This is a genomic window from Kribbella koreensis, assembly GCF_039525325.1.
Classification (GTDB): domain Bacteria; phylum Actinomycetota; class Actinomycetes; order Propionibacteriales; family Kribbellaceae; genus Kribbella; species Kribbella koreensis.
This window is the reverse complement of sequence record NZ_BAAAHK010000006.1, coordinates 21,090-42,316: the sequence shown is the minus strand read 5'-3', so window position 1 is coordinate 42,316 and position 21,227 is coordinate 21,090. Positions and strand designations below refer to the sequence as shown.

The window sequence follows — 21,227 nt, the reverse complement described above, 5'->3', positions numbered from 1 at the left end:
GGCGATGCGGATGCTGCTGAAATACGCCTACGGGGTGGTCCCGGGCGCGACTGTGGGCACGTTGGTGCTCGCGTTGGCGTCGGCTGGTTCGGCGGCGGTGCTCAACTTGCTGATCGGGCGGGTGGTGGGGGCGCTGCCCGGCGTACTGGACGGTGGTCCGGTCGGCGGTTCCTTCGTGGCACTGTTTGTTGCTTTCGGCATCGTGTTCGTGCTGGGCGGGGTGCTGCCGGAGGTGTTGTCGACCGCGCAGTGGATGCTCGCGCAGTCGGCCGCGTATGACTTGTGGCCGCGGCTGGCCTCGCCGTTGCTGGCGCCGCGGCGGATCGGGCATCTGGATGATCCGGTCGTGCTTGATGAGGTGGAGCGGGCGCGCGGTGGGCACGGGTGGGCGATCGAGGCTTCGCTGGGGCGGGTTGTCGGGTTGTTCTCGGCTCGGGTGATGTTGATCGGGCAGACGGTTTTGGTCGGCGCGCTCTTCAATTGGGTTGTCGCGGTGGTGCTGGCCGGGGCGGTGCTGGTGACCGAGCGGCGCTACCTCCGGAAGCTCGACGGGGAGCTCGAGGCGTACCAAGGGATGACGGAGGAGCAGCGGCGGGCGCAGTACCTCTTTGAGCTGGGTACGGATGAGGGTGCCAAGGAGTTGCGGGTCTTCGGTCTGCACGGCTGGTTGGTCGATCGGTATCGGACCGAGTGGACGGCCGCGATGCGGGAGATCTGGCGGGCGCGGCGGTCGGGCGCTCTTCGCGGGATGATTCCGCTGGCGGGGTATCTGCTCGTCTTCGCCGCGGCGATTCTGTACGTCGCGGTGCGGGCCCGGCGGGGCGATCTCGGTGTCGCGCAAACGGCGACGGTGCTGCCGGCGATGCTGACCTTGGCGGTGAGCGTGTCGCCGTACACGGCGTTGCAGGTGAGGCGTGGGGTCACGGCGTACAAGGCGATGCTGCACGTCCCGGTGCTGATCGGCGAACGGCATCCGGAAAGGGGTGCTGCCGAGGCGGATTTGGCTCTGGCGCCGCTGCAAGGGATCAGGTTCGAGCAGGTCGGTTTCCGGTACCCGGGCAGCGATCACGATGTTTTCGACGGGCTCGACCTCGAGCTGCGGAGTGGTGAGGCGCTGGCGCTGGTCGGGGTGAACGGGGCGGGCAAGTCGACGTTGGTGAAGCTGCTGACAGGGACGTACCAGCCGACCCGCGGGCGGATCACCGTCGACGGGGTGGACCTCGCGACGCTTTCGCCGGCCGCGCTGGAGAGCTGGCAACGGCGGGTCGCCGCGATCGTGCAGGACTTCGTCCATTTCCCGCTGTCGGTCCGCGACAACATCGGCTTCGGTCGGATCGAGCAGTACGACGACGACACCGGTCTGGTGCGTGCGGCGTCGAGGGCTGGAGTTGACGACCTGATCGACGGGCTGCCGCTTGGGTGGGACACGGTGCTCGACAAGGCCTGGGAGGGCGGCGCGGATCTGTCGGGTGGGGAGTGGCAGCGGATCGCGCTGGCCCGGGCGCTGTTCGCAGTACAGGGCGGGGCGAAAGTACTGGTGCTGGACGAACCGGCCGCGGCGTTGGATGTCCGGGCTGAGGCGCGGCTCGTTGCGGAGTACCTGGATCTCACTCGCGGGTTGACGTCGCTGATCATCTCGCACCGATTCTCGGTGGTTCGCGACGCGCATCGGATCTGCGTGCTCGACGGCGGGCGGATCGTTGAGGCGGGGACGCATTCCGAGTTGCTGGCCGGCGACGGGCGCTATGCGCAGCTGTTCCGGCTGCAGGCTGAGCGCTACCTGGGAGGTTCCCCGGATGCGTGAGCAGGTGCGGACGGTGGGGTTGTGGTTGATGACGGGGTTGCGGGCGGCGCCGTTTCACTCGACCGCGCTGGTGGTGATGCTTTGCCTGCAGGCGGCGATCGCGCCGGTGCGGACGTACGGGGTGAAGCTGATCGTCGATGGCGTCGGCGGTGCTGGTGAAGGGCCGATCCGGCTGGGCGTCGTGGTCATACTCGCGACCTTCGCCGTTGCCTTCGCAGGGACCTCGGTGGATGGGTATCTGGAGAGCGCGGGGGCGGACCGCGTCGAGCGCTGGGTGCTGTCCGACATCCTGCGGATCACCACCCACATCCCCGGGATCGAGCAGCACGAGCGGCCGGATGTCGCGGATCGGCTGTCTCAACTGCGTGACAGCGCGCGCGAGCTGGGGTGGTTCGCGTTGGTGTTGTTCCAGCTGATCTCGACCGGCGTCACGATCGTGCTGGTGGTGGCGATGCTCAGCGGCGTACACCCGATCTTCGCTGTTCTGCTCGTGCTCGCGTTCGGGCAGGTGTGGGCCGCGAGCCTCGACTCGAAGTGGATGCAGGACACGATGGAGCGGATGCAGCCGTATGGCCGGCTGGTGCGTTCCCTGAGTGAGCTGGCTCGCGAGCCACGTGCGGCGACCGAGCTGCGGGTCTTCGGCCTCGGCCCCACGTTGCTCTCGCGGATCCGGTCGTTGTCCGGGACCATGTACGCCGGTGAGCGGCGCGCGATGGTTCGCGGGCTGGCGGTCGTCACGCTGGCCAAGACGATCTTCCGGCTCGCATACCTCGGCGCTGTCGTCTACCTGATCGTGCTGGCGGGACGCGGCTCGGCGTCACCGGGTGATCTTGCGCTGGTGGTCTTGCTTGCCCCACAGGTCGATGGCGCTGCGTCGGAGGCGGGGGACGGGGTCAGCCGGGTCGGGGTCGCGCTGCGGAGCTTTGGTCGGTATCGCTGGCTGCGCGACTACGCGTCGTCGCATTCCTGGAAGGGCGGCGCGACGCCGGCGCCTGACCGGGTGGGTCGTGTGGGGTCGGCGTCTGACCGACTGGGTGGTGCGACGCCGGCGCCTGAGCGGGTGGTTGGTGTGGGGGCGGCGCCTGTTCGGCTTGTCAGCGGGATCGAGTTGCGCGACCTGTCCTTCGCATACCCGGGGACGGACGTTGCGGTGCTCGACTCGGTCAGTCTGGTGATCCCGGCGGGGACGAGCGTGGCGCTGGTGGGGGAGAACGGGGCGGGGAAGTCGACGCTGGTGAAGTTGCTGTCGCGGATGTACGACCCGACGAGCGGCTCGATCCTGGTGGACGGCGTGCCGTTGTCGACGATCGATCCGGTGGCTTGGCGGGAGCGGTTGTCGGCGGGGTATCAGGACTTCGTCAAGTACGAGTTCAGCGCGCGTCTCGTGGTCGGGGTCGGCGACCTTGCTCGTCTCGATGACGAGGAGGCTTTGAAGGCTGCCTTGGTGCGTGGGGAAGCTTTGGAGCTGGTTGAGGAGTTGCCGCGCGGGCTGGAGACGCAATTGGGGACGCGGTTCTCGGAGAGTTCGGAGTTGTCGGGCGGGCAGTGGCAGCGGCTCGCGTTGGCGCGGGCGTTTCTGCGCGACCGACCACTGGTGCTGCTGCTCGACGAGCCGACCGCGGCGCTGGATCCCGAGGCGGAGCACGCCTTGTACGAACGGTTCGCGGAGGCGTCGCGGGTGGCGGCTGCGGAGACGGGCGGGATCACGGTGCTGGTGTCACATCGGTTCTCGACGGTGCGGATGGCTGATCTGATCGTGGTGATGGATCAGGGGCGGGTGGTGGAGGTCGGGAGTCACCAGGCCTTGGTGGGGGCGCGGGGACGGTACGCGGAGCTGTTCGAAGTACAGGCCCGGGCTTATCGATGAATTTGTCGGTGGGTGGTTCTAGGGTCGGTCGCATGGGTGACTGTGGAGATTTGGTGATCGGGCAGCTGGAGTTCTACTGGGACTTCCACCTGCGGCCACGGCTGGAGGGCATGACCGACGCTGAGTACCAATGGGCGCCGGCGCAACCCAGCTGGACGGTGCATGCCGGGCCCGACGGTCAAGTGGTGTTCGACATCGAGGATCCCGAGCCGTCACCGCCGCCGGTGCCGACGATCGCCTGGCGGCTGGTGCACATCGCGGTCGGCTGCTTCGCCGCCCGCTACAACACCTTCTTCGACGACACGCTCGACGCCCCGATGTGGGATCCACGCCATCGTCCGACCGACCTCCCGGTGACAGCCGACGCCGGCCTGGCCTTCCTCGACCTCTGGTACGGCAAATGGCACGACGCGATCCGCAACCTCGACGACGCCGGCCTCGCCGCACCCCTCGGCCTCAAGGGCGGCCCCTACGCAAACGACTCGATGCTGTCCCTGATCGTCCACCTCAACCGCGAAACCATGCACCACGGCGCCGAGATCTGCCTACTCCGCGACCTCTACCGCGCCAACGTGGCCACAACATGACCGCCATCGACCAAGACCGCGCCGACGCGACCGCCTTCCTCTACCGCGCCGACGCGACCGCCTTCGTCGACCGTGCTGGGGTACTTGTCGGATGACCGGCTTCGACCTGCACATCGTCTTCGACTGCGCCAACCCGGACCTGGTCGCCCGCTTCTGGATGGAAGCGCTCGGTGGCTACGACTTCCCGATGCCGGTCCCGGACGGCTTCACCACCTGGGACGAATGGGCCGACGCCCAACGAATCCCCGTCGACCAACGCCCCACCGGCCGCACCCTGGTCGACCAGGACCGCGACCGCCCCGACATCTTCTTCCTCCAGGTCCCCGAAGCCAAGGCCGGCAAGAACCGCCTCCACCTCGACATCAAAGTCGCCCCCGGCCTCTCCGGTGCAGACCGCCGGACGAAGATCACCGCGGAAACCCAACGGCTGACCGCACTAGGCGCCACGATCTCCCAGACGCTGGACGAACCCGACGGCTTCCACCTGATCATGCAAGACCCCGAAGGCAACGAGTTCTGCGTGGCCTGATGGACCCGCTCTGGACCTGCCCGACCTGCGGCCGCACCTTCGCCAACCGCAACCAGACCCACACCTGCCGCCCGCTAGGCGACCTCGACACCCACTTCACCGGCAAGGACCCAACAGTCCGCGAAACCTTCGACCGCGTCGTCGCGGTAGTCCGCGCCCTTGGCCCCGTTGAAGTCCTCCCAGAGAAAACCCGCATCGCCCTCCACGTCCGCATGAGCTTCGCCGCCTTCACCCCACGCCTCCACTGGCTGGACGGCCACGTAGTACTGGCCGAACAACTCAACAGCCCCCGCTTCACCAAGATCGAGGTCTACTCCACCCACAACATCCTCCACGCCTTCCGCCTCCACACCCCCGCAGACGTAGACACCGAAGTAACCAACTGGCTAACCGACGCCTACGCAGTAGGCCACCAACACCACCTCCACTAACCAAGTACCGGCCCGAGCTAGCTGTGTAGCGCCGTGAAGACCTGTCGCTGGGTGGTGTCGTCGGGGTCGTGACCGCCGTCGTACATGCGGGCTTTCGCGCCGGCGATGGTCGTCACCAGCCATTCGGCGTGAGCCGGCGTCGAATTGTCATCCTCCGATCCGAACCAGACCTCAACCGGTACGCCGATGTCGCGCAACTCGAAGCCCCACGGCTTACTCAACGCCAGGTAGTCATCGATCCACCCATCCAGCCCGTCAACACAGGCCGCCCGCATCCGTTCGTACCGCCCGCCATCTGGTGCTCCGGTGGCGAACTCTCGCAGGAGCTCTGGTCCTCGGCGGCCGAGTTGGTCGCGGAGGAACGGTTCTCCGCGAACGGCGTCTGCCGGCCAGTCGAGCGAGCCGAAGGCCGTGGTGCCAGGTGGTGCGATGGCTGCGACGGTGCTGCAGCGGATCACCCTGTGGGGGAGGAGTGCGGCGGTCGCGAGGGCGTGCGGGCCGCCGCCGGAGAAGCCGGTGACGGCGAATCGCTTCCAGCCCATCACGTCGGCGAGCACCTCCACATCGGCCGCGACGTCCGCGACGGTTCGGCCGGGTTGCCGGTCGGAGCCGTAGCCGGGGCGGCCGTGGAGGAGTAGCCGGAGGCCGGTTTGCTCGATCGCGGTGATGACGTCCGGGCGTTCCCATCGAGTCCCGGGCGTCCCGTGGTGGGCGATGACGGGTGGGCCGGCCTCATCGCCGTACAGGCAGTACCTGATGGTCCGGCCGTCCGCGGTCACGACCTCGTGGGTGGGAGTCACCCGCCCATTCAATCACTCCGGCAGTAAACGGACTGTGGTCCAGTTGTGTGGTACGGTGGGTTTTCCGTTGTTTTGAAGGGGAAACTGATGACTGTTGCTGTCGTGCCGGGGACCATCGTCGTGTACTCCGATATCTGGTGCTCGTTCGCGCATCTGGCCGTGCATCGGCTGCATGCGACGCGTTCTCGGCTGGGGTTGGAAGGGCGGGTGGCGTTCGACCACCATGCGTTCCCGCTGGAATTGCTGAACGGGCACAGCAGTCCGCGGCCGGGGACCGATTCGGAGGTGTCGGCGATCGGGCGGCTTGATCCGGAGGCTGGGTGGAAGTTGTGGCAGGCGCCCGACTGGACCTATCCGACGACTACGTTGCCGGCGCTGGAGGCTGTGCAGGCGGCCAAGGAGCAGGGGCTTGCCGCGAGCGAGGCGCTGGATCTCGCGTTGCGCAAGGCGTTCTGGGTCGACAGTCGGTGCATCAGCTTGCGGTCGGTGTTGCTGGAGGTTGCTGCCGAGACGGGAGTCGTCGACGTCGAGCAACTGGCGGAGGCACTCGACGACGGCCGTGCTCGGAAGCTGGTGATGGCTGACTTCGCCGTGTCCCAGACGGACGCGGTCCAATGCAGCCCTCACCTGTTCCTCGCCGATGGTACGAACGCCGCCAACCCTGGCGTGGAAGTCCACTACACCGACGCCTACGGCACCGGCTTTCCGATCGCCACCGCCGACAACCCGTCGATCTACGAAACCCTCCTACTCCAAGCCGCCAACGCCCTCGAGCCCGCCTGACCCCACCCGCCAACCCGCACCGCCACATCACCCGCCCGCACCGCAGCCACGGCCCGCACTGCCGCCACAGCCCGCACTGCCACGTCACCCGCCCGCACCGCCGGCCACGCCCGTACGGCCACGTCACCCGCCCGGCGAAGGCCGGTTCTGGCTACCTTGAACACCTTGTGGCTGCCTTGAACACGTCACAGCATGTCCCAGGTCGCCGTTTGGTGTTCGAGCCACCCATTGCGGGCTCGTCGTGCTGGCGGTGGAGGCCGGCTCGGGAGTGGCGCGGCGGCTGGGCGGGGTGGTTAGAGCTCGATGCCGGTGTGGGTTTGGATGTGGTCCGGCAGCGGGTCGTGGGTATCGCCGGTGGTGGGCGTGTTGGCCGGATCCATGACGAGAATCTGCGCGCCGCCATCGGAGAAGGGCCGGTGGTAGATGCCCTTGGGTACCACGAAGAGTGAGCCGGCCGGGAGGCTGATCACCCGCTCGTCGGGGTCGCGGACAGCGATGTTGAAGTCGCCGTCCAGCGTCAGGAAGAGCTCGTCGGTGCGGTCGTGGACGTGCCAGATGTAGGAGCCCTTCACGTGCGTCACGCGGATGTCGTAGTCGTTGATCCGCGCGGCGATCCGCGGATTCCACAGGTCGTCGAAAGTAGCGAGTACGGCGCGGAGGTCGATCGGTTCGTTGGTCACGCAACCATCCTCGCCAGGTGCGTTCCGATCGCGTGAGTGCTAGGAATAACACATGTCGAAACAATCCTCGCAAGGACCGGCGCGGCCGCACAAGGTCGTGGTGATCGTCGGCGAGGGCTCGAATCCGTTCGAGCTCGGGGTGGCGACGGAGCTGTTCGGGTTGCGGCGGCCGGAGCTGCAGCGGGAGTGGTACGAACTGGTCCTCTGTACGCCGGAGCCGGCCGTCCGCATGCACAGCGGCTTCTTCCAGCTCACCGGGGTCGCCGGACTCGACCAGGCCGACGACGCGGACACCGTCATCGTGCCGAACCGCCCGGACCCCGAAGTACCGCCGACGCCGGAAGTTCTCGACGCCGTACGCCGGGCCGCCGCGCGCGGAGCGCGATTGGTGAGCTTCTGCACCGGCGCCTTCACCCTCGCGGCGGCCGGGGTGCTCGACGGCCGCCGCGCCACCACGCACTGGCGCTGGGCCGACCTCTTCGCCGCCATGTATCCCGAGGTCAAACTGGAACCCGACGTCCTGTTCGTTGACGAAGGCAACGTCCTCACCGCTGCCGGCAGTGCCGCTGCCCTCGACCTCGGCCTCCACCTGATCCGCCGCGACCACGGCGCCGAAGTCGCCAACGCAGTCAGCCGCCGACTCGTCTACACGGCTCACCGCGACGGCGGCCAACGCCAATTCATCGACCAGCCCGTCCCGCCCGTAGCCGACACGTCCCTGGCCCCGCTCCTCACCTGGATCCGCGAGGAACTGGCCAGCCCTCTGACAATCGCCGACATCGCTGCCCACGCCGCCATGAGCCAAGCAACCCTCCACCGCCACTTCCAAGCAGAACTAGGCACAACACCCCTGGCCTGGCTAACCGCCGAACGAGTCTCCCTAGCCTGCCGCCTACTAGAAGCCGGCGAAATCCGCCTGGACGCAGTAGCCCGCCAATCCGGCCTGGGCACCGCGACCAACCTACGAATCCAACTAAGACGCCGCACCGGCCTGACCCCCAGCAACTACCGCCGCCGCTTCACCCTCAACACCGCCGAGTGATGAATTGCCCCCAACCCGTACTCGCTCGTCGCCCCGGAGTCTTGAGCCCACCGAACCACCTGGCACGGATTGCCTTGGCCAAGGGCAGGTGGGATGGCCGACGGTTGGCTCTACTCGTGCTCGCTCGTGGGGCTGGAGTTATGGGTCCGCCCGAGCTGTTTGGTGTGGGCTGTCTTGGTCGAGGGTGGGTGGGGTGGCTGGCGGTTGGTTCTGCTCGTGTTCGTTCGTGGGGCTGGGGTTTTGGGCCCGCCCGAGCTGTTTGGTGTGGGCTGTCTTGGTCGAGGGTGGGTGGGGTGGCTGGCGGTTGGTTCTGCTCGTGCTCGCTCGTCGGGCTGGAGTTTTGAGCCCACCCGAACAAGCTGGTGTGGACCGCCTTGGTCAAGGGGAGCGGATCACTGCCGGGCTATGGTTTGGCCCCGCTCGTTCTTCCTCGTCGCGCGAAACAGCTCAGCCGTTGAAGTTGATGTCGACGAATCCGGCCTCGCCATCGGGTCGCGTCGGACCATGCAGCGGAAGGTCGTGCTGGCCAAGTAGCCGCCGACGGCACAGCGTCGATGCTAACGGCGACGCCACTATGAGAGCCGATGCTCGTCGGTGCTAGGCGCTGTCGACCCAAGGATCGAAGTCCGCCTTGTCCGGACCGGCAAATGGTCTGCCGGTGATAGTGAGCCGTGCTGATGGCGTGGTGTCCGCAGAGGGCGTCGGTTCGTCTGAGTTGCGGCTGTCGGGCTGCAACTTGTCGACGATCGGCGGCTGCGATTTGGCGTTGTGATCTCCCCACGGGTCGGTGGCCGCTGCGTCCTCTGGGTCGATCCAGCCGATGTCGTGGACATAGGACCAGTGCCATCCGGGCCTGGCTGGAGGATTGGTGTCAGGGCTCGGGACTGTCGTCTCACCGCTGGCGGCTCGAGCCCAGGAGGCATTATCTGACGTCGCAGGTGTCGAGTTCGTGGAGGGCGGTGAAGACCACGGGGCAGCGTCCCGCGCCGCGGGCGACGTGTCCCCGACGGCTGATGGTTGGGCGTCCGTGCCGGATGGTGCTCGAGCGTCCGTGCCGGATGATGACCGGGCGCCCGTGCTGGATGGTGCTCGACCGTCCATGGCGGATGGTGCTCGGCTGTCCGTGCCGGATGGTGGCTGGGTGTCCGTGGTGGATGGTGGCGGTATGGGGGCGGTGGTGGTCGCTGCGGGTGGTCGGTCAGCTGTTGTGATCGATGGCGGCCAGGGGGTAGTGGCCGTCGGCGCGGGTGCGGTGGCGGGGGTGGTGCTGGGCTGGTTGAGTTTTCGGCCGGTGTTTCGGGGTGGTGGGTCGGCCCAGGTGGGGCGGGTGACGTGGACTTGGTTGTTGACGATGGTGATGGTCCAGTGGCCGTCGTGCAGCGAGTTGTGATCCACCCGGCACAGCAAGACGAGGTTGGCGAGGCTGGTGACTCCGCCGTCTTGCCAGCTGATGAGGTGGTGGGCGTCGCAGTAGATGGGTGGGGCGTGGCAGATGACGCAGCCTTTGTCGCGCTGGTTCAACGCATTACGCAGACCGTTGGTGACATACCTGAACTCCCGGCCGACATCCAACGGCTGACTGTCCGAGCCCAACACGATCGGGATGATCCCGGCATCACACGCCAACCGGCGGATCGCCCCCGCCGACAGACCGTCGCCGTAGGTCAGATCCCCGGTCGCCTGCCGACCCGCCTCCAGCAGATCGTTCAGGCTGATGGTGACCGCGATATGCGGCTTGATCCCACCCCGGGTCGGCAGATCACCCGACGCCAACGCGATATCGAAGACATCCACCAGCGCATCGGCCTGACGCTTGCCCCGCGACCGCGGATCCTGCTCGCCCTCGTCGGTCTTGTGCGGCTTCGCACCGGCCTGCAGAACGGTCTGGAGTTTCTCGGCGTTCTCGCCGGCGAGGTAGCCACCGAACTTGACGCCGTCGTCGGCCTTCTTCACCCACACCTCTTCACGGGCCCTGGCCGCATCCTCGCGCGGTTCGGGGCCATCGGTGTCGAGGATGTTGCGGACCTGCTCACCCATACTGCGCAGATCACCAGGACTCATGTACCGGGCCGCCTGCACCATCGCGCCAGCCGCCGCATCAACCTCTTCCACGGGCACATTCGCGCGCTTGGGGAGCTTCTCCAGCGCCGACACGATCGCATCAGCCTGCGCCGACGACAACACCACCACGTCATCCCCGGACAGATCGTCGCCGCGGAGGGTGTGGTCAAGGAGGTCGTCGTCGGAGAGGTCGTTGCCGGGGGTGGGGAGGGCGGCGGCGACGGTGGGGTGTTTCGGGAGTGCGAGGGCGAGGCGGACGCGGCGGCGGGCCTCGGCCGGGTCGAGGCGGTAGCGTTTCTCGATCAGCCGGGCCGTGTCATGGGCACCGATCTCCTCGGCGTACCTGATCTCGTCGAGGCGGTGGAGGACCCGGTGGCGGCGCGCCAGGAGTTCTTCGATCGTGGCCTCGATGGCGTCGCAGGCAGACAGCAGTTCGTCGCCGCTCATCGTCTCCACCGCCCGGTCGTCCATACCCACAACGCTAGACGACCCCACCGACAGTTTCTGAACGCGAGAATCCTTTATCTACAAGAGAAAAGGTTCTCATGAGGCAGAGATGTCAGGTCGCGACCGGTGCTGATGTTCCCCGAGCCGGGCGCCGCCGAGAGGTGCGCTCTGGAGGAGACTGCCGTGACGCGATCGTCCCCGACCCGGGCAAGGTCAGCCGGACAGATGGCTCTCGTTGCCGGAGGCCACTGAAGTCGTCGCTCGCAGACTCGCGACTGCTGAGGAGGTGGTCAAGCGTGATGCCCCGAGATATGCCGGGTATGGCCGTGACGCTGAAGCCAGTTGATGTTCGGCAGCCGGGGGAGCCATCCCCAAGAAGCTCCGCCCGAATCGCGCGGGTGGCCAACGCGTCGGTCGCCGTTGGGTGGGTTGAGTACGAGCGGGCTCGCTGGTCACTCGGCAGCCTGGAGTCGCTTTGGCCAACGGCTTGATCGGCTCGTGGTTCAGGTCAGGTCAATGCGACGGGCGACGGGCGACGGGGTGCGGTTGCCCCTCATTCATCGCCCGGGGGTCGGCTGGAGTTGCGTGCCCGATGCGTCGGGCGGCTGGTGGGTTCGGGTGGGTGCGACGAGTGGGTGCGGGTGGGGCTAGAACATCTACTCGGAGGTGGAGGGGTCTGTGTGGAGGCGGACCTGCTTGACCCGTACTGATTCGTCGCCGTAGAGGTCTAGTTCTCGGGTGGCGCCGTCGGGGGACCAGCCGGAGTCTGTGTAGAAGGCGCGGAGGATGTCGTCTGTGGTGTTGACCCAGACGGTGACTCGTTGGAACTTGTCGGCTCGGGTGGTGTCGACTACGGCGTTCAGGAGGCGGGAGCCGTGGCCGGCGCGGGTGGCTGAGGGGTCGACGGCCAGTTCGGCGACCAGGGCGTCGTGGCGGGGGTCGGCGTCCGGGTCGTCGGAGGCGGTGATGGCGGCGAAGCCGACGATGGTTCGGCCGGCCAGGGCGACCAGCACTCGGTTGCGGGCTTCGCCGGGGGCGATCAGGGCGGCTCGCCATTGGGCGGCGAACTGGGCAGGGTTGAGGTCGGCCAGGACGTCAGCGGGGAGCAGGCCCTCGTAGGCGCGACGCCAGGCTGCTACCTGGATTTCGCCGATCGCGTCGGCCTCGGCGGGGAGGGCGAGCCGGACGCTCGACTCGGCGATCGGGTCCTCGGTGGTGCCCATCGAGGTGAGGCTTTCCGGTTCCGGTACGCCGAAGTCGTCGTGGTTCATGCCGACATCCTTTCAAAGGCCACGACAAAGGCCTCCGGCAGGACACCCGTCGGGTAGGTGTCCTGCCGGAGGCGGCTCAAAAGGGACCAGGAGGAGGGTCAGTAGACGAGCTTCCGCAGCGCAGTCTCGGCAGGGCCCCGGTACGAGCGCTTCTTCATCTGGTAGGCGGCGATCACCGAGACCGTCCAGACCAGGATGGCGGCGCCGAAGGCAGTCCAGCCGGTACTTCCGAAGCGCTGACCCAGGTTGAGGGTGAAGGGCGCCAGCAGCACCATCCAGGACACCGACTGGAACAGGTACCCGGACATCGACCGCTGCCCGAGGGCGGAGATCGCCTGGACCGGCAGACCCAGTTCGGCGGGGCGGCGCGACGCGGTGAGCTTGCCGACCAGGAGGGCGAAGAGGGCGATGTAGCCGGGGCCGCCGTACTGGCCGCTGAGGTTGTGCAGGAACTCGAGCTTCGAGATCGCGGCCTCGTCGACGTGCAGCCAGCCGGCGGCGACCAGGGCGAGCGGAAGACCGCCGAGGACGGTGATGCCCATGCCGACCGCGGCCACCCGGGTCAGGAGCGGCTTAAAAGCCAGCGGGTTCTCCAGGATCTGCTGGCGAGCGGCCCAGATGCCCAGCCAGACGATCACGGTGAAGCCGAGCACGAAGGCGGTGTGGGCCGGGTACTCCTGCAGCCGGTGGACCAGGCTGGAGCCGTAGCTCGTGGCGGCCAGCGACGAGTTCGGGCTGTTGGTCATCGACTGACCCGGTCCCGAGTTGATGACGGCCGAAGCTGCCAGGCCCGCGGCGACGATCACGTAGACGATCTGGGCGCCCCAGATCCACAGGATGATCTTGTGGAAGCGGTCGCCGCGATTCAGCAGTACCAGCGTGCAGATGACGCCGACGATGCCGTACGCGCCGAGGAAGTCACCGAAGTACAGGAGCGTCGCGTGGGCCAGGCCGAAGGCGACCAGCCAGGCGTTCCGCTTGAGCAGGATCTTGCGTACTCCGCTCGGCGTCGCGCCCGAGTTGCGCTGGCGACGGGCCAGCTGGACCAGGCCGTAGCCGAACATCACCGCGAAGACCGGGTACGCCCGGGCGTCGACCAGGGTGATCTTGACGAGGTTGAGGATCCGCTCGAGGCCGTGCGGGGTGCCGTTCAGGCCGGGGGAGCCGGCGAAGGCGAAGTTGGCGGCGTTGGCCAGGCCGATCAGCAGCAGCATCGCGCCGCGGATCAGATCCGGCGCCAGCGCGCGCTCGGCGCTGGTGACCGGGCCCCGGTGGTCGGTCACCGGGGGCTGCGAGGTGATGAGCTGCGTCACGGGGATTCATCCCTTTCGAAGAATTGTGGAGGGGTTGAGCTGTTGTCCACAATCCTGTCGCCGCGGCGGCGTCGGACCCAGTGGCCTGAGCCCACACCTGAAGGTGGTGGTAGCACCCCCAAGCCACCGTTGTGACACTTGTCGTCCGATCTGCAGAAAAAGTGTCACAAGTCGGCTATGCTCGGCCCATGGACAGCTTCCAGGCGACGATCGACGCAGACGGCCGGATCGAGCCGCGCGACGCGATGCCCGAGGGGTACCGCAAGACCCTGATCCGGCAGATCGCGCAGCACGCGCACTCGGAGATCATCGGCATGCAGCCCGAGGGCAACTGGATCAGCCGCGCGCCGTCGCTGCGCCGCAAGGCGATCCTGATGGCGAAGGTCCAGGACGAGGCGGGTCACGGCCTCTACCTGTACGCCGCTGCCGAGACGCTCGGCGTGGACCGCGCCGACCTGCTCGACATGCTGCACGAGGGCCGGCAGAAGTACTCCAGCATCTTCAACTACCCGACGCTCACCTGGGCCGACATCGGCGCGATCGGCTGGCTGGTCGACGGCGCCGCGATCGTCAACCAGGTCCCGCTGTGCCGCTGCTCGTACGGTCCGTACGCGCGCGCCATGGTCCGGGTCTGCAAGGAGGAGTCGTTCCACCAGCGGCAGGGGTTCGAGATCCTGCACACTCTGTGCAACGGCACCGACGCGCAGAAGGCGATGGCCCAGGACGCGCTGAACCGCTGGTGGTGGCCGAGCCTGATGATGTTCGGCCCGCCGGACGCCAGCTCGACCCACTCCGAGCAGTCGATGGCGTGGGGGATCAAGCGGCACAGCAACGACGAGCTGCGGCAGCGGTTCGTCGACATGACCGTCCCGCAGGCCGACGTGCTCGGCATCCGGGTGCCCGACGACGGGCTGACCTACGACGAGCAGACCGGTCACTACAGCTTCACCCAGCCGGACTTCACCGAGCTGTACGAAGTTGTCAAGGGCAACGGTCCGTGCAACCAGGAGCGCCTGGCGCACCGGGTGAAGGCCCATGAGGACGGCGCCTGGGTCCGCGAGGCGGCAGCGGCGTACGCGGCCAAGCAGGCACTGAAGAAGGAGACCGCAGCATGATCGAGCCGCTCTGGGAGGTCTTCGTCCGGTCCCGTCGTGGACTGAGTCACGTGCACGTCGGCAGCCTGCACGCGCCCGACGCGACGATGGCGCTGCGCAACGCCCGCGACGTCTACACCCGCCGCCAGGAGGGTGTCTCGATCTGGGTCGTGCCGGCCGCCGACATCACCGCGTCGAGCCCGGACGAGAAGGACGAGTTCTTCGACCCGGCCGCCGACAAGGTGTACCGCCACCCGACCTTTTACGAGGTCCCGGAAGGCGTCGAGCACCTGTGAGCGACCTCTTCATCTACACACTCAGGCTCGGCGACGACGCGCTGATCGCGGCGCAGCGGACCGCCGAGTGGATCGCGGCCGCCCCGCAGCTCGAGGAGGACGTTGCCCTGGGCAACATCGGCCTCGACCAGCTCGGCCAGGCCCGGTCGCTGCTGCAGTACGCCGGGACGGTCGAGGGCGCGGGGCGTACCGAGGACGACCTGGCCTACTTCCGCGACGAGCGCGACTTCCTCAACGCCCAGCTCACCGAGCTGCCGAACGGCGACTTCGCGCGCAGCATGGCGAAGCTCCTGTACTTCGCGACCTACCAGCACCTGCTCTACGAGGAGCTCCGCAGCTCGTCCGACGGGACCCTCGCGGGCGTCGCCGGCAAGGCGGTGAAGGAGGTCGCGTACCACGTCGACCACGCCACCCAGTGGGTACTGCGCCTTGGCGACGGCACCGAAGAGAGCCACGCCCGGATGCAGGCCGGCTTGCAAGAAATGTGGCCGTACACGGCAGAGCTGTTCGCCACCGACGACCTGGTCCAGCGGCTCGACGCGGCCGTCGACCCGTCGACGCTGGAGGAGGAGTGGCTGCGCCGGGTGACCGAAGTGATCGACGCGTCGACCTGCGAGCGGCCGACCTCGGCGTACCAGCACAGTGGCGGTCGCGAAGGCCGTCACACCGAGCACTTCGGCTACCTGCTGGCCGAGCTGCAGCACGTCGCCCGCTCGCATCCGGGAGCGAAATGGTGACGGACACCGCGATCTTCGAGGCGGTCGGGGAGGTCGCGGACCCCGAAGTACCGGTGCTGACGATCGCCGATCTCGGGGTGCTGCGCGGGGTCCGGCACGAGGGCGACGAGGTGGTCGTGACGATCACCCCGACGTACTCCGGCTGCCCGGCGATGGACCTGATCAAGCACGAGGTCGAGCTGACCCTGGACTCGCTGCAGCTGAAGGGTCGCGTCGAGACGGTCCTGTCGCCCGCGTGGACGACGGACTGGATGAGCGACGAGGGCAAGGCCAAGCTCACGGAGTACGGGATCGCCCCGCCGACCGGCCGTCGCGCGGTCGGCGGACCGGTGTCGCTGAGCCTGACGATCCGGTGCCCGCTGTGCGGCTCGCCCGACACCACCGAGCTGAGCCGGTTCGGATCCACCTCCTGCAAGTCGCTCTGGCGGTGCAACTCCTGCCGCGAGCCCTTCGATCACTTCAAAAACCTTTGAACATCCAACGCAGCAAGGCGATCCAGATGACGACGATGACCAGGCGCAGGGCGAGCTTTCATCCGCTCGAAGTCAGTGCGATCGACGAGATCACCGACGACTCGGTCGCGATCACCTTCGACGTACCGGCGGAGCTTGCGGCGGAGTATGAGTTCGCCGCAGGCCAGCACCTGACCGTGCGGCGGACCGATGACGACGTCCGGCGCAGCTACTCGATCTGCTCGCCGGCCGGTTCCGGCGTACTCCGGATCGCGGTCAAGCGGATCCCCGGCGGCGACTTCTCGTCGTACGCGTCGACCGCGCTCAAGGTCGGCGACACGATCGACGTGATGACGCCGCTCGGCCGGTTCGGGACGCCACTCGATCCCGCGCACGCCAAGCACTACGCGTTCATCGCCGCGGGCAGCGGGATCACCCCGGTGCTCTCGCTGGTCGCGACCATCCTGCAGGTCGAGCCGCAGAGCCGGGTCACCCTGCTCTACGGGAACCGCACGGCCGGCTCGGTGATGTTCTCCGACGACCTCGCCGACCTCAAGGACCGGTACGCCGAACGCCTGCACCTCGTCCACGTGCTGTCCCGCGAGTCGACCGACGTCGAACTGTTCAGCGGGCGGATCGACAAGGACCGGCTGGGCCGGATGATCGACACGATCCTGCCGGTGAAGTCCGTTGACGAGTGGTTCCTCTGCGGGCCGTACGCGATGGTCGTCGGCGCGCAGGAGTTGCTGATCGACCAGGGCGTCGCGCGCGAGGACGTGCACGCCGAGCTGTTCCACGTCGGCGACGAAGCACCGGTGGCGCGGGTTGAGGAGACGACGACCGATGCCGAGGCGGCCGAGGTGACGGTGATCCTCGACGGCCGTCGCTCGACCTTCCCGTTGGGCGAGCACGGAAAGGCAGTGCTCGACGCGACGCTCGCCGTCCGGACCGATGCGCCCTTTGCCTGTAAGGGCGGAGTTTGCGGGACCTGCCGGGCAAAAGTTGTCGACGGCACCGTTCGGATGGACACCAACTGGGCGCTCGAACCCGACGAGATCCGGGCCGGCTACGTGCTCACCTGTCAGTCCCACCCCACCAGTGACAAGGTCACCCTCGACTTCGACGCCTGAGGGCAGGTTGGTGTCATGACACCGCCGTGAGCCGATGGATGAGGCAGAATCCGAATTCTGCAACTGTCCGCTCACTGGGGGTACATCGATGGCTCGACGTTGGAAGACACTCGCCACGACCGGCGCGCTCGTCGCCGGTCTGCTCACGGTGGTACCGGCATCTGCCGTGCAGAGCGCGCCGATCCCCAAGCTGGCCTGGCATGCGTGTGACAACGCGCCGGGTTACGAGTGCGCGACGGCGAAGGTGCCGCTGGACTACGACAACCCGCGCGGCGCGACGATCTCGCTCGCGGTCAGCCGGATCAAGGCGACCGACCCGAAGCGGCGGATCGGCTCGCTGTTCCTGAACCCGGGTGGTCCGGGCGGCTCGGGCGTCCAGTTCCTCCAGAGCGTCGGCCAGAGCCTGTACTCCGATGCGGTGCGCGCCCGCTTCGACCTGGTCAGCTTCGACCCGCGTGGCGTGGCCGGCAGTACTCCGCTGACCTGCTTCAAGACGCAGGATCAGGCCGACGCCGCGACCGCGCCCTTCCCGTTCCCGGTGACGCCGGCCGAGGAGAAGACCTGGATCGGTTTCGACCGGGCGTACGCCAAGTCCTGCAAGAAGTACGCCGGACCGATCATCAACCACATGTCGACGGCGGACGTCGTCCGCGACATGGACGTGCTGCGGCAGGCCGTCGGGGACAAGAAGCTGACCTACGCCGGCTACTCGTACGGCACCTACATCGGCTCGGTCTACGCGAACATGTTCCCGGACAAGGTCCGCGCACTCATCATCGACGGTGTCATCGACCCGGTCTCGGACGCCACCGGCCGCGGCCTCGAGTGGGTCCGCAAGCCGGTCGACGCGCGGCTCGAGAGCGAGCAGGGCGCGTACCAGGAGCTGCAGGAGTTCCTCCGCCTCTGCGATCTCGGCGGCCCGAACTGCGCCTTCAGCGCCGGCAACCCCAAGGCCCGGTACGACGCACTCGCGGCCAAGCTGCGCAAGCACCCGCTCACGCTGCCCGACGGCGAGGTCGTCACCTACGCCGACATGGTCTCCCAGACGCTCGGAGCGCTCTACAGCGCCGGCGACTTCCCGGCCCTGGCCGAGTATCTCCAGGGGCTCGCCACCGCGTCGGCCAGCAAGGTGAAGGCGGCACGCACGGCGCTGGCCGCACCGGCGTACGAGCAAGGCGCTGAAGGCTTCTATGGCGTGTGGTGCACCGACTCGCTCAACCCGGCCAGCGCGTCCTACTGGGTCACTGCAGCCAGGGCAGCGGACAAGAAGTGGCCGTACTTCGGTCGCGCCTGGAACTGGGAGGCGAGCATCTGCGCGAACTGGCCGGGACATGATGCGGACCGGTACCTCGGCCCGTTCACCAAGCGCTCGGCCAACCCGGTCCTTGTGATCGGCAACCGGTACGACCCGGCCACTCGCTACGAGGACGCGGTCAGCACGTCGAAGATCCTCGGCAGCGCCCGGCTGCTCAGCGTCAGTGGCTGGGGCCACACCTCGCTGTTCTCGTCGTCCTGCGCGGACAGCAAGGCGAGTGCCTACCTACTGACCGGCGCCCTGCCCGCGAAGGGCACGGTGTGCAAGCCCGACGAGGTCCCGTTCGCCCAGCCCGCAACCCGTTCGGCAAAGGCCAAGCCGGCGTACCAGTTCAGGCCGCCGACGCGCTGACCCATGGCGGGGCGGAAGCACTTCCGCCCCGCCATGACCGTCAGGCGACGATGATCGGCAGTTGCGTCTCGAAGAGGCCGGCGAAGGTACGGCTGGGCAGGATGTGGCCCTGGTCGGGGGCGCTACGGACGATGCTGTAGCCCCAGTCGACCGCACGCAGCCGCTGCGTGTGGGTGCCGTGGTGGCCCGGGTTGGTGAAGCCGCAGTCGCCGAGCTGGAAGAACACCTGGTCGAACTGCTGGATCCGCTTGTACTGAAGGGCGTCCCCTCGCGCGTGGGTGAGGAAGTAGGCGGCGAACGAGTCGGCCATCAGCTCGGTCCGCCGGGTCGCCTCGGGGCCGGTGAGCGCGGTGGTGAACAGGTTGTCCGCGAACTGCACCTGGTGCCCGTACTCGTGGGCCAGGATCGCCTGCGCGGTGACGTCGGAGTAGCCGATCGCCTTGAAGGCTTCGAGCACCCCGTCGCCCATCACGATCATCTTCGGGATGACGAAGCCGGGAATGACCGCACCCGGGTAGGCGAAGGCGTTGAAGCTGAAGAACGGGTGGTTGCCGTAGTCGAACTTCGGCTGGTTCACCGTGGTCACGACCTCGGTGGCCAGCGCCGTCGAGATGGCATCGGGCAGGCCGTAGGCGACGTGGAACAACCGGTACATCCGGGCCGGGTCGGTCAGCATGGTGCCCTTCATCGGGACCAGCCGGATACCGGTCGCGTCGATGTCCCAGAACCGGCCGAGGTCGCGGAAGGTGTGGGTGACGTCGGTGGTGAACTCACCGGTGAGGCCGAAGGTCGACCCGGCGTCCTGCGGCCACAGCAGCGCGTCCAGCAGCAGCGGCTGGAAGCTGTTGAGGGCGTCCGCGAACTGCTGGTCCGCCGCCGTCCAGTCAGCTCGCTGGGCCGCCGCCCAGTCACGGACCGGCGTGGACGGGTTGCACGCGGTGGGGACGACCGCAGCGCTCAGGTCGTCGTCGATCGCCACCTGAGCGTTGAGCTGGGCCGCGAGGGTCGAGCCGTCGGTGGGCCTCAGCGAGTTGAGCTTGGCCGCCAGAGCGGCGGTCTGCTCGGGCGTCACTGTCTGCGTGGCCGCCGCGGTCTGCACGCCGGCGGTCGATGCCTGAGCGGCGTTGGCCGCCAGACCGCCCGCCAGCACGAGCGAGAGCAGGATCGCCGACCCTGCAAGGGACTTCTTCATGGTTCTCCTAGGACTTCGCCGGGACGGCGGTGGAGTGGTTGATGCGGCTCAGTATTGGCCGCCGCGGAGGCGCCGGTGGTGGTTCGGAGCTGTCGGAATCCGGCATGGCGGGAAGTTGACGGCTCGCGACTACGGCCCGTGTGGCGCCGAGGAACTGTCGGTCCGCGCTGAAAGAATCGGCGGCTCACGACTGATGGGGGTGGGGCGCCGTGATGGGGCGTTCGCATGCGTTGTCCGGTTGGTGCGCGGGGCTCGCGGTCGCGCCGCTGGTCGGGCTGACGACGATCGCGGAGGTGGTGCCGTTCGCCGCCGCGACGGCTGGGTATGCGTTGCTGCCGGACCTGGATCATCCGGGCGCCGGGGCGTCGCGGTTGCTCGGGCCGATCACCGGGTTCGTGTCGAATGTGGTGCGGGCTTTCTCGAGCTTGCTCTACTCGCTGACGAAGGGGCCGCGGGACGAGGACAGCACGGGGCAGCATCGGCATGCCAGTCATACGCTGGCGGCTGCGATCGGGCTCGGCTTCGCGACGTCGAGTGCGGGCGCCGCGGGCGGTTGGCGCGCAGTACTGGCCGTGGCGCTCGTCGGGTTGCTACTGGCCGCTGATGCGCTCGGCGACTGGGTCGTGACGTTGGTACTGGCGGCCGGCGCGTGGACGATCGCGGGCACGTGGTTGCCAGGGGAGTCGGCGGTCCACAACCTGCACGCCGGGCTGGATGGGATCGGCAAGTGGATCGGCGTGGCCGTTGCTGTCGGCATGTTCGTGCACTGCCTGGGCGACAGCCTCACGCGATCAGGCTGTCCGTGGTTGTGGCCGCTGCCGATCCGTGGCGAGACCTGGTACGAGATCCGCCTGCCGCGACCGTTGCGCTTCCGCACCGGCGGCTGGGTGGAGAACCTGCTGATCGTGCCGGTGCTGGTCATCGCCGGCGTCTTGCTGCTGCCCGGTGCGATCCAGTTCCTGGTGGATGTCTTCGACGCGGTGGGAGTGAGTGTGGCGCGCCGCTAGGGTCCGACCATCGGGACGGCGCGCCACACTCACCAGGG

The 21,227-nt window shown here is 67.9% G+C and carries 20 protein-coding genes; 14 read left to right on the top strand and 6 right to left on the bottom strand.

The window, feature by feature from the left end; all coding sequences use genetic code 11:
- The first annotated feature begins 4 nt into the window (after positions 1–4).
- From ABD116_RS12520 to ABD116_RS12500, 5 genes are all read left to right on the top strand, one after another.
- Positions 5–1,804 carry an ABC transporter ATP-binding protein gene (locus ABD116_RS12520; RefSeq protein WP_343968301.1) on the top strand — a complete coding sequence of 600 codons (1,800 nt, stop codon included), beginning with the start codon at positions 5–7 and terminating at the stop codon, positions 1,802–1,804.
- The gene (locus ABD116_RS12515; RefSeq protein ID WP_343968299.1) at positions 1,797–3,671 is read left to right on the top strand and encodes an ABC transporter ATP-binding protein; all 1,875 of its coding nucleotides are present in this window, start codon (positions 1,797–1,799) and stop codon (positions 3,669–3,671) included. The genes ABD116_RS12520 and ABD116_RS12515 overlap by 8 nt, the downstream gene beginning before the upstream one ends.
- A 32-nt stretch (positions 3,672–3,703) precedes the next feature.
- The gene (locus ABD116_RS12510) at positions 3,704–4,258 is read left to right on the top strand and encodes a DinB family protein (RefSeq protein ID WP_343968297.1); all 555 of its coding nucleotides are present in this window, start codon (positions 3,704–3,706) and stop codon (positions 4,256–4,258) included.
- 91 nt (positions 4,259–4,349) lie between these two features.
- Positions 4,350–4,787: a VOC family protein gene (locus tag ABD116_RS12505; RefSeq protein ID WP_343968295.1), complete on the top strand. Its 438-nt coding sequence runs from the start codon at positions 4,350–4,352 to the stop codon at positions 4,785–4,787.
- Positions 4,787–5,218 (top strand): DUF5655 domain-containing protein, encoded by a 432-nt coding sequence (locus ABD116_RS12500; protein WP_343968293.1) that lies wholly within the window; start codon positions 4,787–4,789, stop codon positions 5,216–5,218. The genes ABD116_RS12505 and ABD116_RS12500 overlap by 1 nt, the downstream gene beginning before the upstream one ends.
- 17 nt (positions 5,219–5,235) lie before the next feature.
- Here ABD116_RS12500 and ABD116_RS12495 read toward each other — a convergent pair whose 3' ends face one another.
- On the bottom strand, positions 5,236–6,018 hold the full coding sequence (locus ABD116_RS12495) for an alpha/beta fold hydrolase (protein WP_343968291.1): 783 nt from the start codon (positions 6,016–6,018) through the stop codon (positions 5,236–5,238).
- An 87-nt stretch (positions 6,019–6,105) separates the two neighbouring features.
- Here ABD116_RS12495 and ABD116_RS12490 point away from each other — a divergent pair, with 87 nt between their 5' ends.
- Positions 6,106–6,801: a DsbA family oxidoreductase gene (locus ABD116_RS12490; protein WP_343968290.1), complete on the top strand. Its 696-nt coding sequence runs from the start codon at positions 6,106–6,108 to the stop codon at positions 6,799–6,801.
- A gap of 293 nt (positions 6,802–7,094) precedes the next feature.
- Here ABD116_RS12490 and ABD116_RS12485 read toward each other — a convergent pair whose 3' ends face one another.
- Entirely contained in the window at positions 7,095–7,481 is a 387-nt protein-coding gene (locus tag ABD116_RS12485; protein WP_343968288.1) for a cupin domain-containing protein, read from the bottom strand.
- 52 nt (positions 7,482–7,533) lie between these two features.
- On the opposite strand from ABD116_RS12485, the gene ABD116_RS12480 reads away from it, so the two are divergent.
- A complete protein-coding gene (locus ABD116_RS12480; protein ID WP_343968286.1) occupies positions 7,534–8,523 on the top strand; it encodes a GlxA family transcriptional regulator in 990 nt (329 codons plus the stop codon).
- Positions 8,524–9,120: 597 nt separating this feature from the next.
- On the opposite strand, the gene ABD116_RS12475 is transcribed toward ABD116_RS12480, so the two are convergent.
- The 3 genes from ABD116_RS12475 to ABD116_RS12465 all read right to left on the bottom strand — a co-directional run bounded on the left by ABD116_RS12475 (position 9,121) and on the right by ABD116_RS12465 (position 13,615).
- On the bottom strand, positions 9,121–11,055 hold the full coding sequence (locus tag ABD116_RS12475; protein WP_343968283.1) for a DUF222 domain-containing protein: 1,935 nt from the start codon (positions 11,053–11,055) through the stop codon (positions 9,121–9,123).
- Positions 11,056–11,687: 632 nt separating this feature from the next.
- Entirely contained in the window at positions 11,688–12,302 is a 615-nt protein-coding gene (locus ABD116_RS12470; RefSeq protein ID WP_343968280.1) for a GNAT family N-acetyltransferase, read from the bottom strand.
- Positions 12,303–12,400: 98 nt separating this feature from the next.
- Entirely contained in the window at positions 12,401–13,615 is a 1,215-nt protein-coding gene (locus ABD116_RS12465) for a DUF418 domain-containing protein (protein WP_343968278.1), read from the bottom strand.
- Positions 13,616–13,803: 188 nt separating this feature from the next.
- Between ABD116_RS12465 and paaA the strand changes: the two genes are divergently transcribed.
- The 6 genes from paaA to ABD116_RS12435 all read left to right on the top strand — a co-directional run bounded on the left by paaA (position 13,804) and on the right by ABD116_RS12435 (position 18,990).
- Complete coding sequence (gene paaA / locus ABD116_RS12460) at positions 13,804–14,730, top strand: 1,2-phenylacetyl-CoA epoxidase subunit PaaA (protein WP_343968276.1); 927 nt, start codon at positions 13,804–13,806, stop codon at positions 14,728–14,730.
- Positions 14,727–15,005 carry a 1,2-phenylacetyl-CoA epoxidase subunit PaaB gene (gene paaB, locus ABD116_RS12455; protein WP_343968274.1) on the top strand — a complete coding sequence of 93 codons (279 nt, stop codon included), beginning with the start codon at positions 14,727–14,729 and terminating at the stop codon, positions 15,003–15,005. The genes paaA and paaB overlap by 4 nt, the downstream gene beginning before the upstream one ends.
- Positions 15,002–15,742, top strand: a complete 741-nt coding sequence (gene paaC / locus ABD116_RS12450) for a 1,2-phenylacetyl-CoA epoxidase subunit PaaC (protein ID WP_343968272.1) — start codon at positions 15,002–15,004, stop codon at positions 15,740–15,742. Before paaB ends, paaC begins: the two co-directional genes overlap by 4 nt.
- A complete protein-coding gene (paaD, locus tag ABD116_RS12445; RefSeq protein ID WP_343968270.1) occupies positions 15,736–16,215 on the top strand; it encodes a 1,2-phenylacetyl-CoA epoxidase subunit PaaD in 480 nt (159 codons plus the stop codon). The genes paaC and paaD overlap by 7 nt, the downstream gene beginning before the upstream one ends.
- A gap of 35 nt (positions 16,216–16,250) precedes the next feature.
- Complete coding sequence (paaE, locus tag ABD116_RS12440; protein ID WP_343968267.1) at positions 16,251–17,324, top strand: 1,2-phenylacetyl-CoA epoxidase subunit PaaE; 1,074 nt, start codon at positions 16,251–16,253, stop codon at positions 17,322–17,324.
- Positions 17,325–17,412: 88 nt separating this feature from the next.
- The gene (locus ABD116_RS12435; protein WP_343968265.1) at positions 17,413–18,990 is read left to right on the top strand and encodes an alpha/beta hydrolase; all 1,578 of its coding nucleotides are present in this window, start codon (positions 17,413–17,415) and stop codon (positions 18,988–18,990) included.
- Between the two features lie 40 nt (positions 18,991–19,030).
- On the opposite strand, the gene ABD116_RS12430 is transcribed toward ABD116_RS12435, so the two are convergent.
- Positions 19,031–20,182 carry a hypothetical protein gene (locus ABD116_RS12430; protein WP_343968263.1) on the bottom strand — a complete coding sequence of 384 codons (1,152 nt, stop codon included), beginning with the start codon at positions 20,180–20,182 and terminating at the stop codon, positions 19,031–19,033.
- A gap of 212 nt (positions 20,183–20,394) precedes the next feature.
- Between ABD116_RS12430 and ABD116_RS12425 the strand changes: the two genes are divergently transcribed.
- The gene (locus ABD116_RS12425; RefSeq protein WP_343968261.1) at positions 20,395–21,189 is read left to right on the top strand and encodes a metal-dependent hydrolase; all 795 of its coding nucleotides are present in this window, start codon (positions 20,395–20,397) and stop codon (positions 21,187–21,189) included.
- The last annotated feature ends 38 nt before the right edge of the window (positions 21,190–21,227 follow it).

What these genes read in the sequence shown, in the direction of transcription:
- ABD116_RS12520 (WP_343968301.1), top strand. Translation starts at nt 5, where the DNA reads ATGCGGATGCTGCTGAAATACGCCTACGGGGTGGTCCCGGGCGCGACT.
- ABD116_RS12515 (WP_343968299.1), top strand. Translation starts at nt 1,797, where the DNA reads ATGCGTGAGCAGGTGCGGACGGTGGGGTTGTGGTTGATGACGGGGTTG.
- ABD116_RS12510 (WP_343968297.1), top strand. Translation starts at nt 3,704, where the DNA reads ATGGGTGACTGTGGAGATTTGGTGATCGGGCAGCTGGAGTTCTACTGG.
- ABD116_RS12505 (WP_343968295.1), top strand. Translation starts at nt 4,350, where the DNA reads ATGACCGGCTTCGACCTGCACATCGTCTTCGACTGCGCCAACCCGGAC.
- ABD116_RS12500 (WP_343968293.1), top strand. Translation starts at nt 4,787, where the DNA reads ATGGACCCGCTCTGGACCTGCCCGACCTGCGGCCGCACCTTCGCCAAC.
- ABD116_RS12490 (WP_343968290.1), top strand. Translation starts at nt 6,106, where the DNA reads ATGACTGTTGCTGTCGTGCCGGGGACCATCGTCGTGTACTCCGATATC.
- ABD116_RS12480 (WP_343968286.1), top strand. Translation starts at nt 7,534, where the DNA reads ATGTCGAAACAATCCTCGCAAGGACCGGCGCGGCCGCACAAGGTCGTG.
- ABD116_RS12475 (WP_343968283.1), bottom strand. Translation starts at nt 11,055, where the DNA reads ATGGACGACCGGGCGGTGGAGACGATGAGCGGCGACGAACTGCTGTCT.
- ABD116_RS12470 (WP_343968280.1), bottom strand. Translation starts at nt 12,302, where the DNA reads ATGAACCACGACGACTTCGGCGTACCGGAACCGGAAAGCCTCACCTCG.
- paaA (WP_343968276.1), top strand. Translation starts at nt 13,804, where the DNA reads ATGGACAGCTTCCAGGCGACGATCGACGCAGACGGCCGGATCGAGCCG.
- paaB (WP_343968274.1), top strand. Translation starts at nt 14,727, where the DNA reads ATGATCGAGCCGCTCTGGGAGGTCTTCGTCCGGTCCCGTCGTGGACTG.
- paaD (WP_343968270.1), top strand. Translation starts at nt 15,736, where the DNA reads ATGGTGACGGACACCGCGATCTTCGAGGCGGTCGGGGAGGTCGCGGAC.
- paaE (WP_343968267.1), top strand. Translation starts at nt 16,251, where the DNA reads ATGACCAGGCGCAGGGCGAGCTTTCATCCGCTCGAAGTCAGTGCGATC.
- ABD116_RS12435 (WP_343968265.1), top strand. Translation starts at nt 17,413, where the DNA reads ATGGCTCGACGTTGGAAGACACTCGCCACGACCGGCGCGCTCGTCGCC.
- ABD116_RS12430 (WP_343968263.1), bottom strand. Translation starts at nt 20,182, where the DNA reads ATGAAGAAGTCCCTTGCAGGGTCGGCGATCCTGCTCTCGCTCGTGCTG.
- ABD116_RS12425 (WP_343968261.1), top strand. Translation starts at nt 20,395, where the DNA reads ATGGGGCGTTCGCATGCGTTGTCCGGTTGGTGCGCGGGGCTCGCGGTC.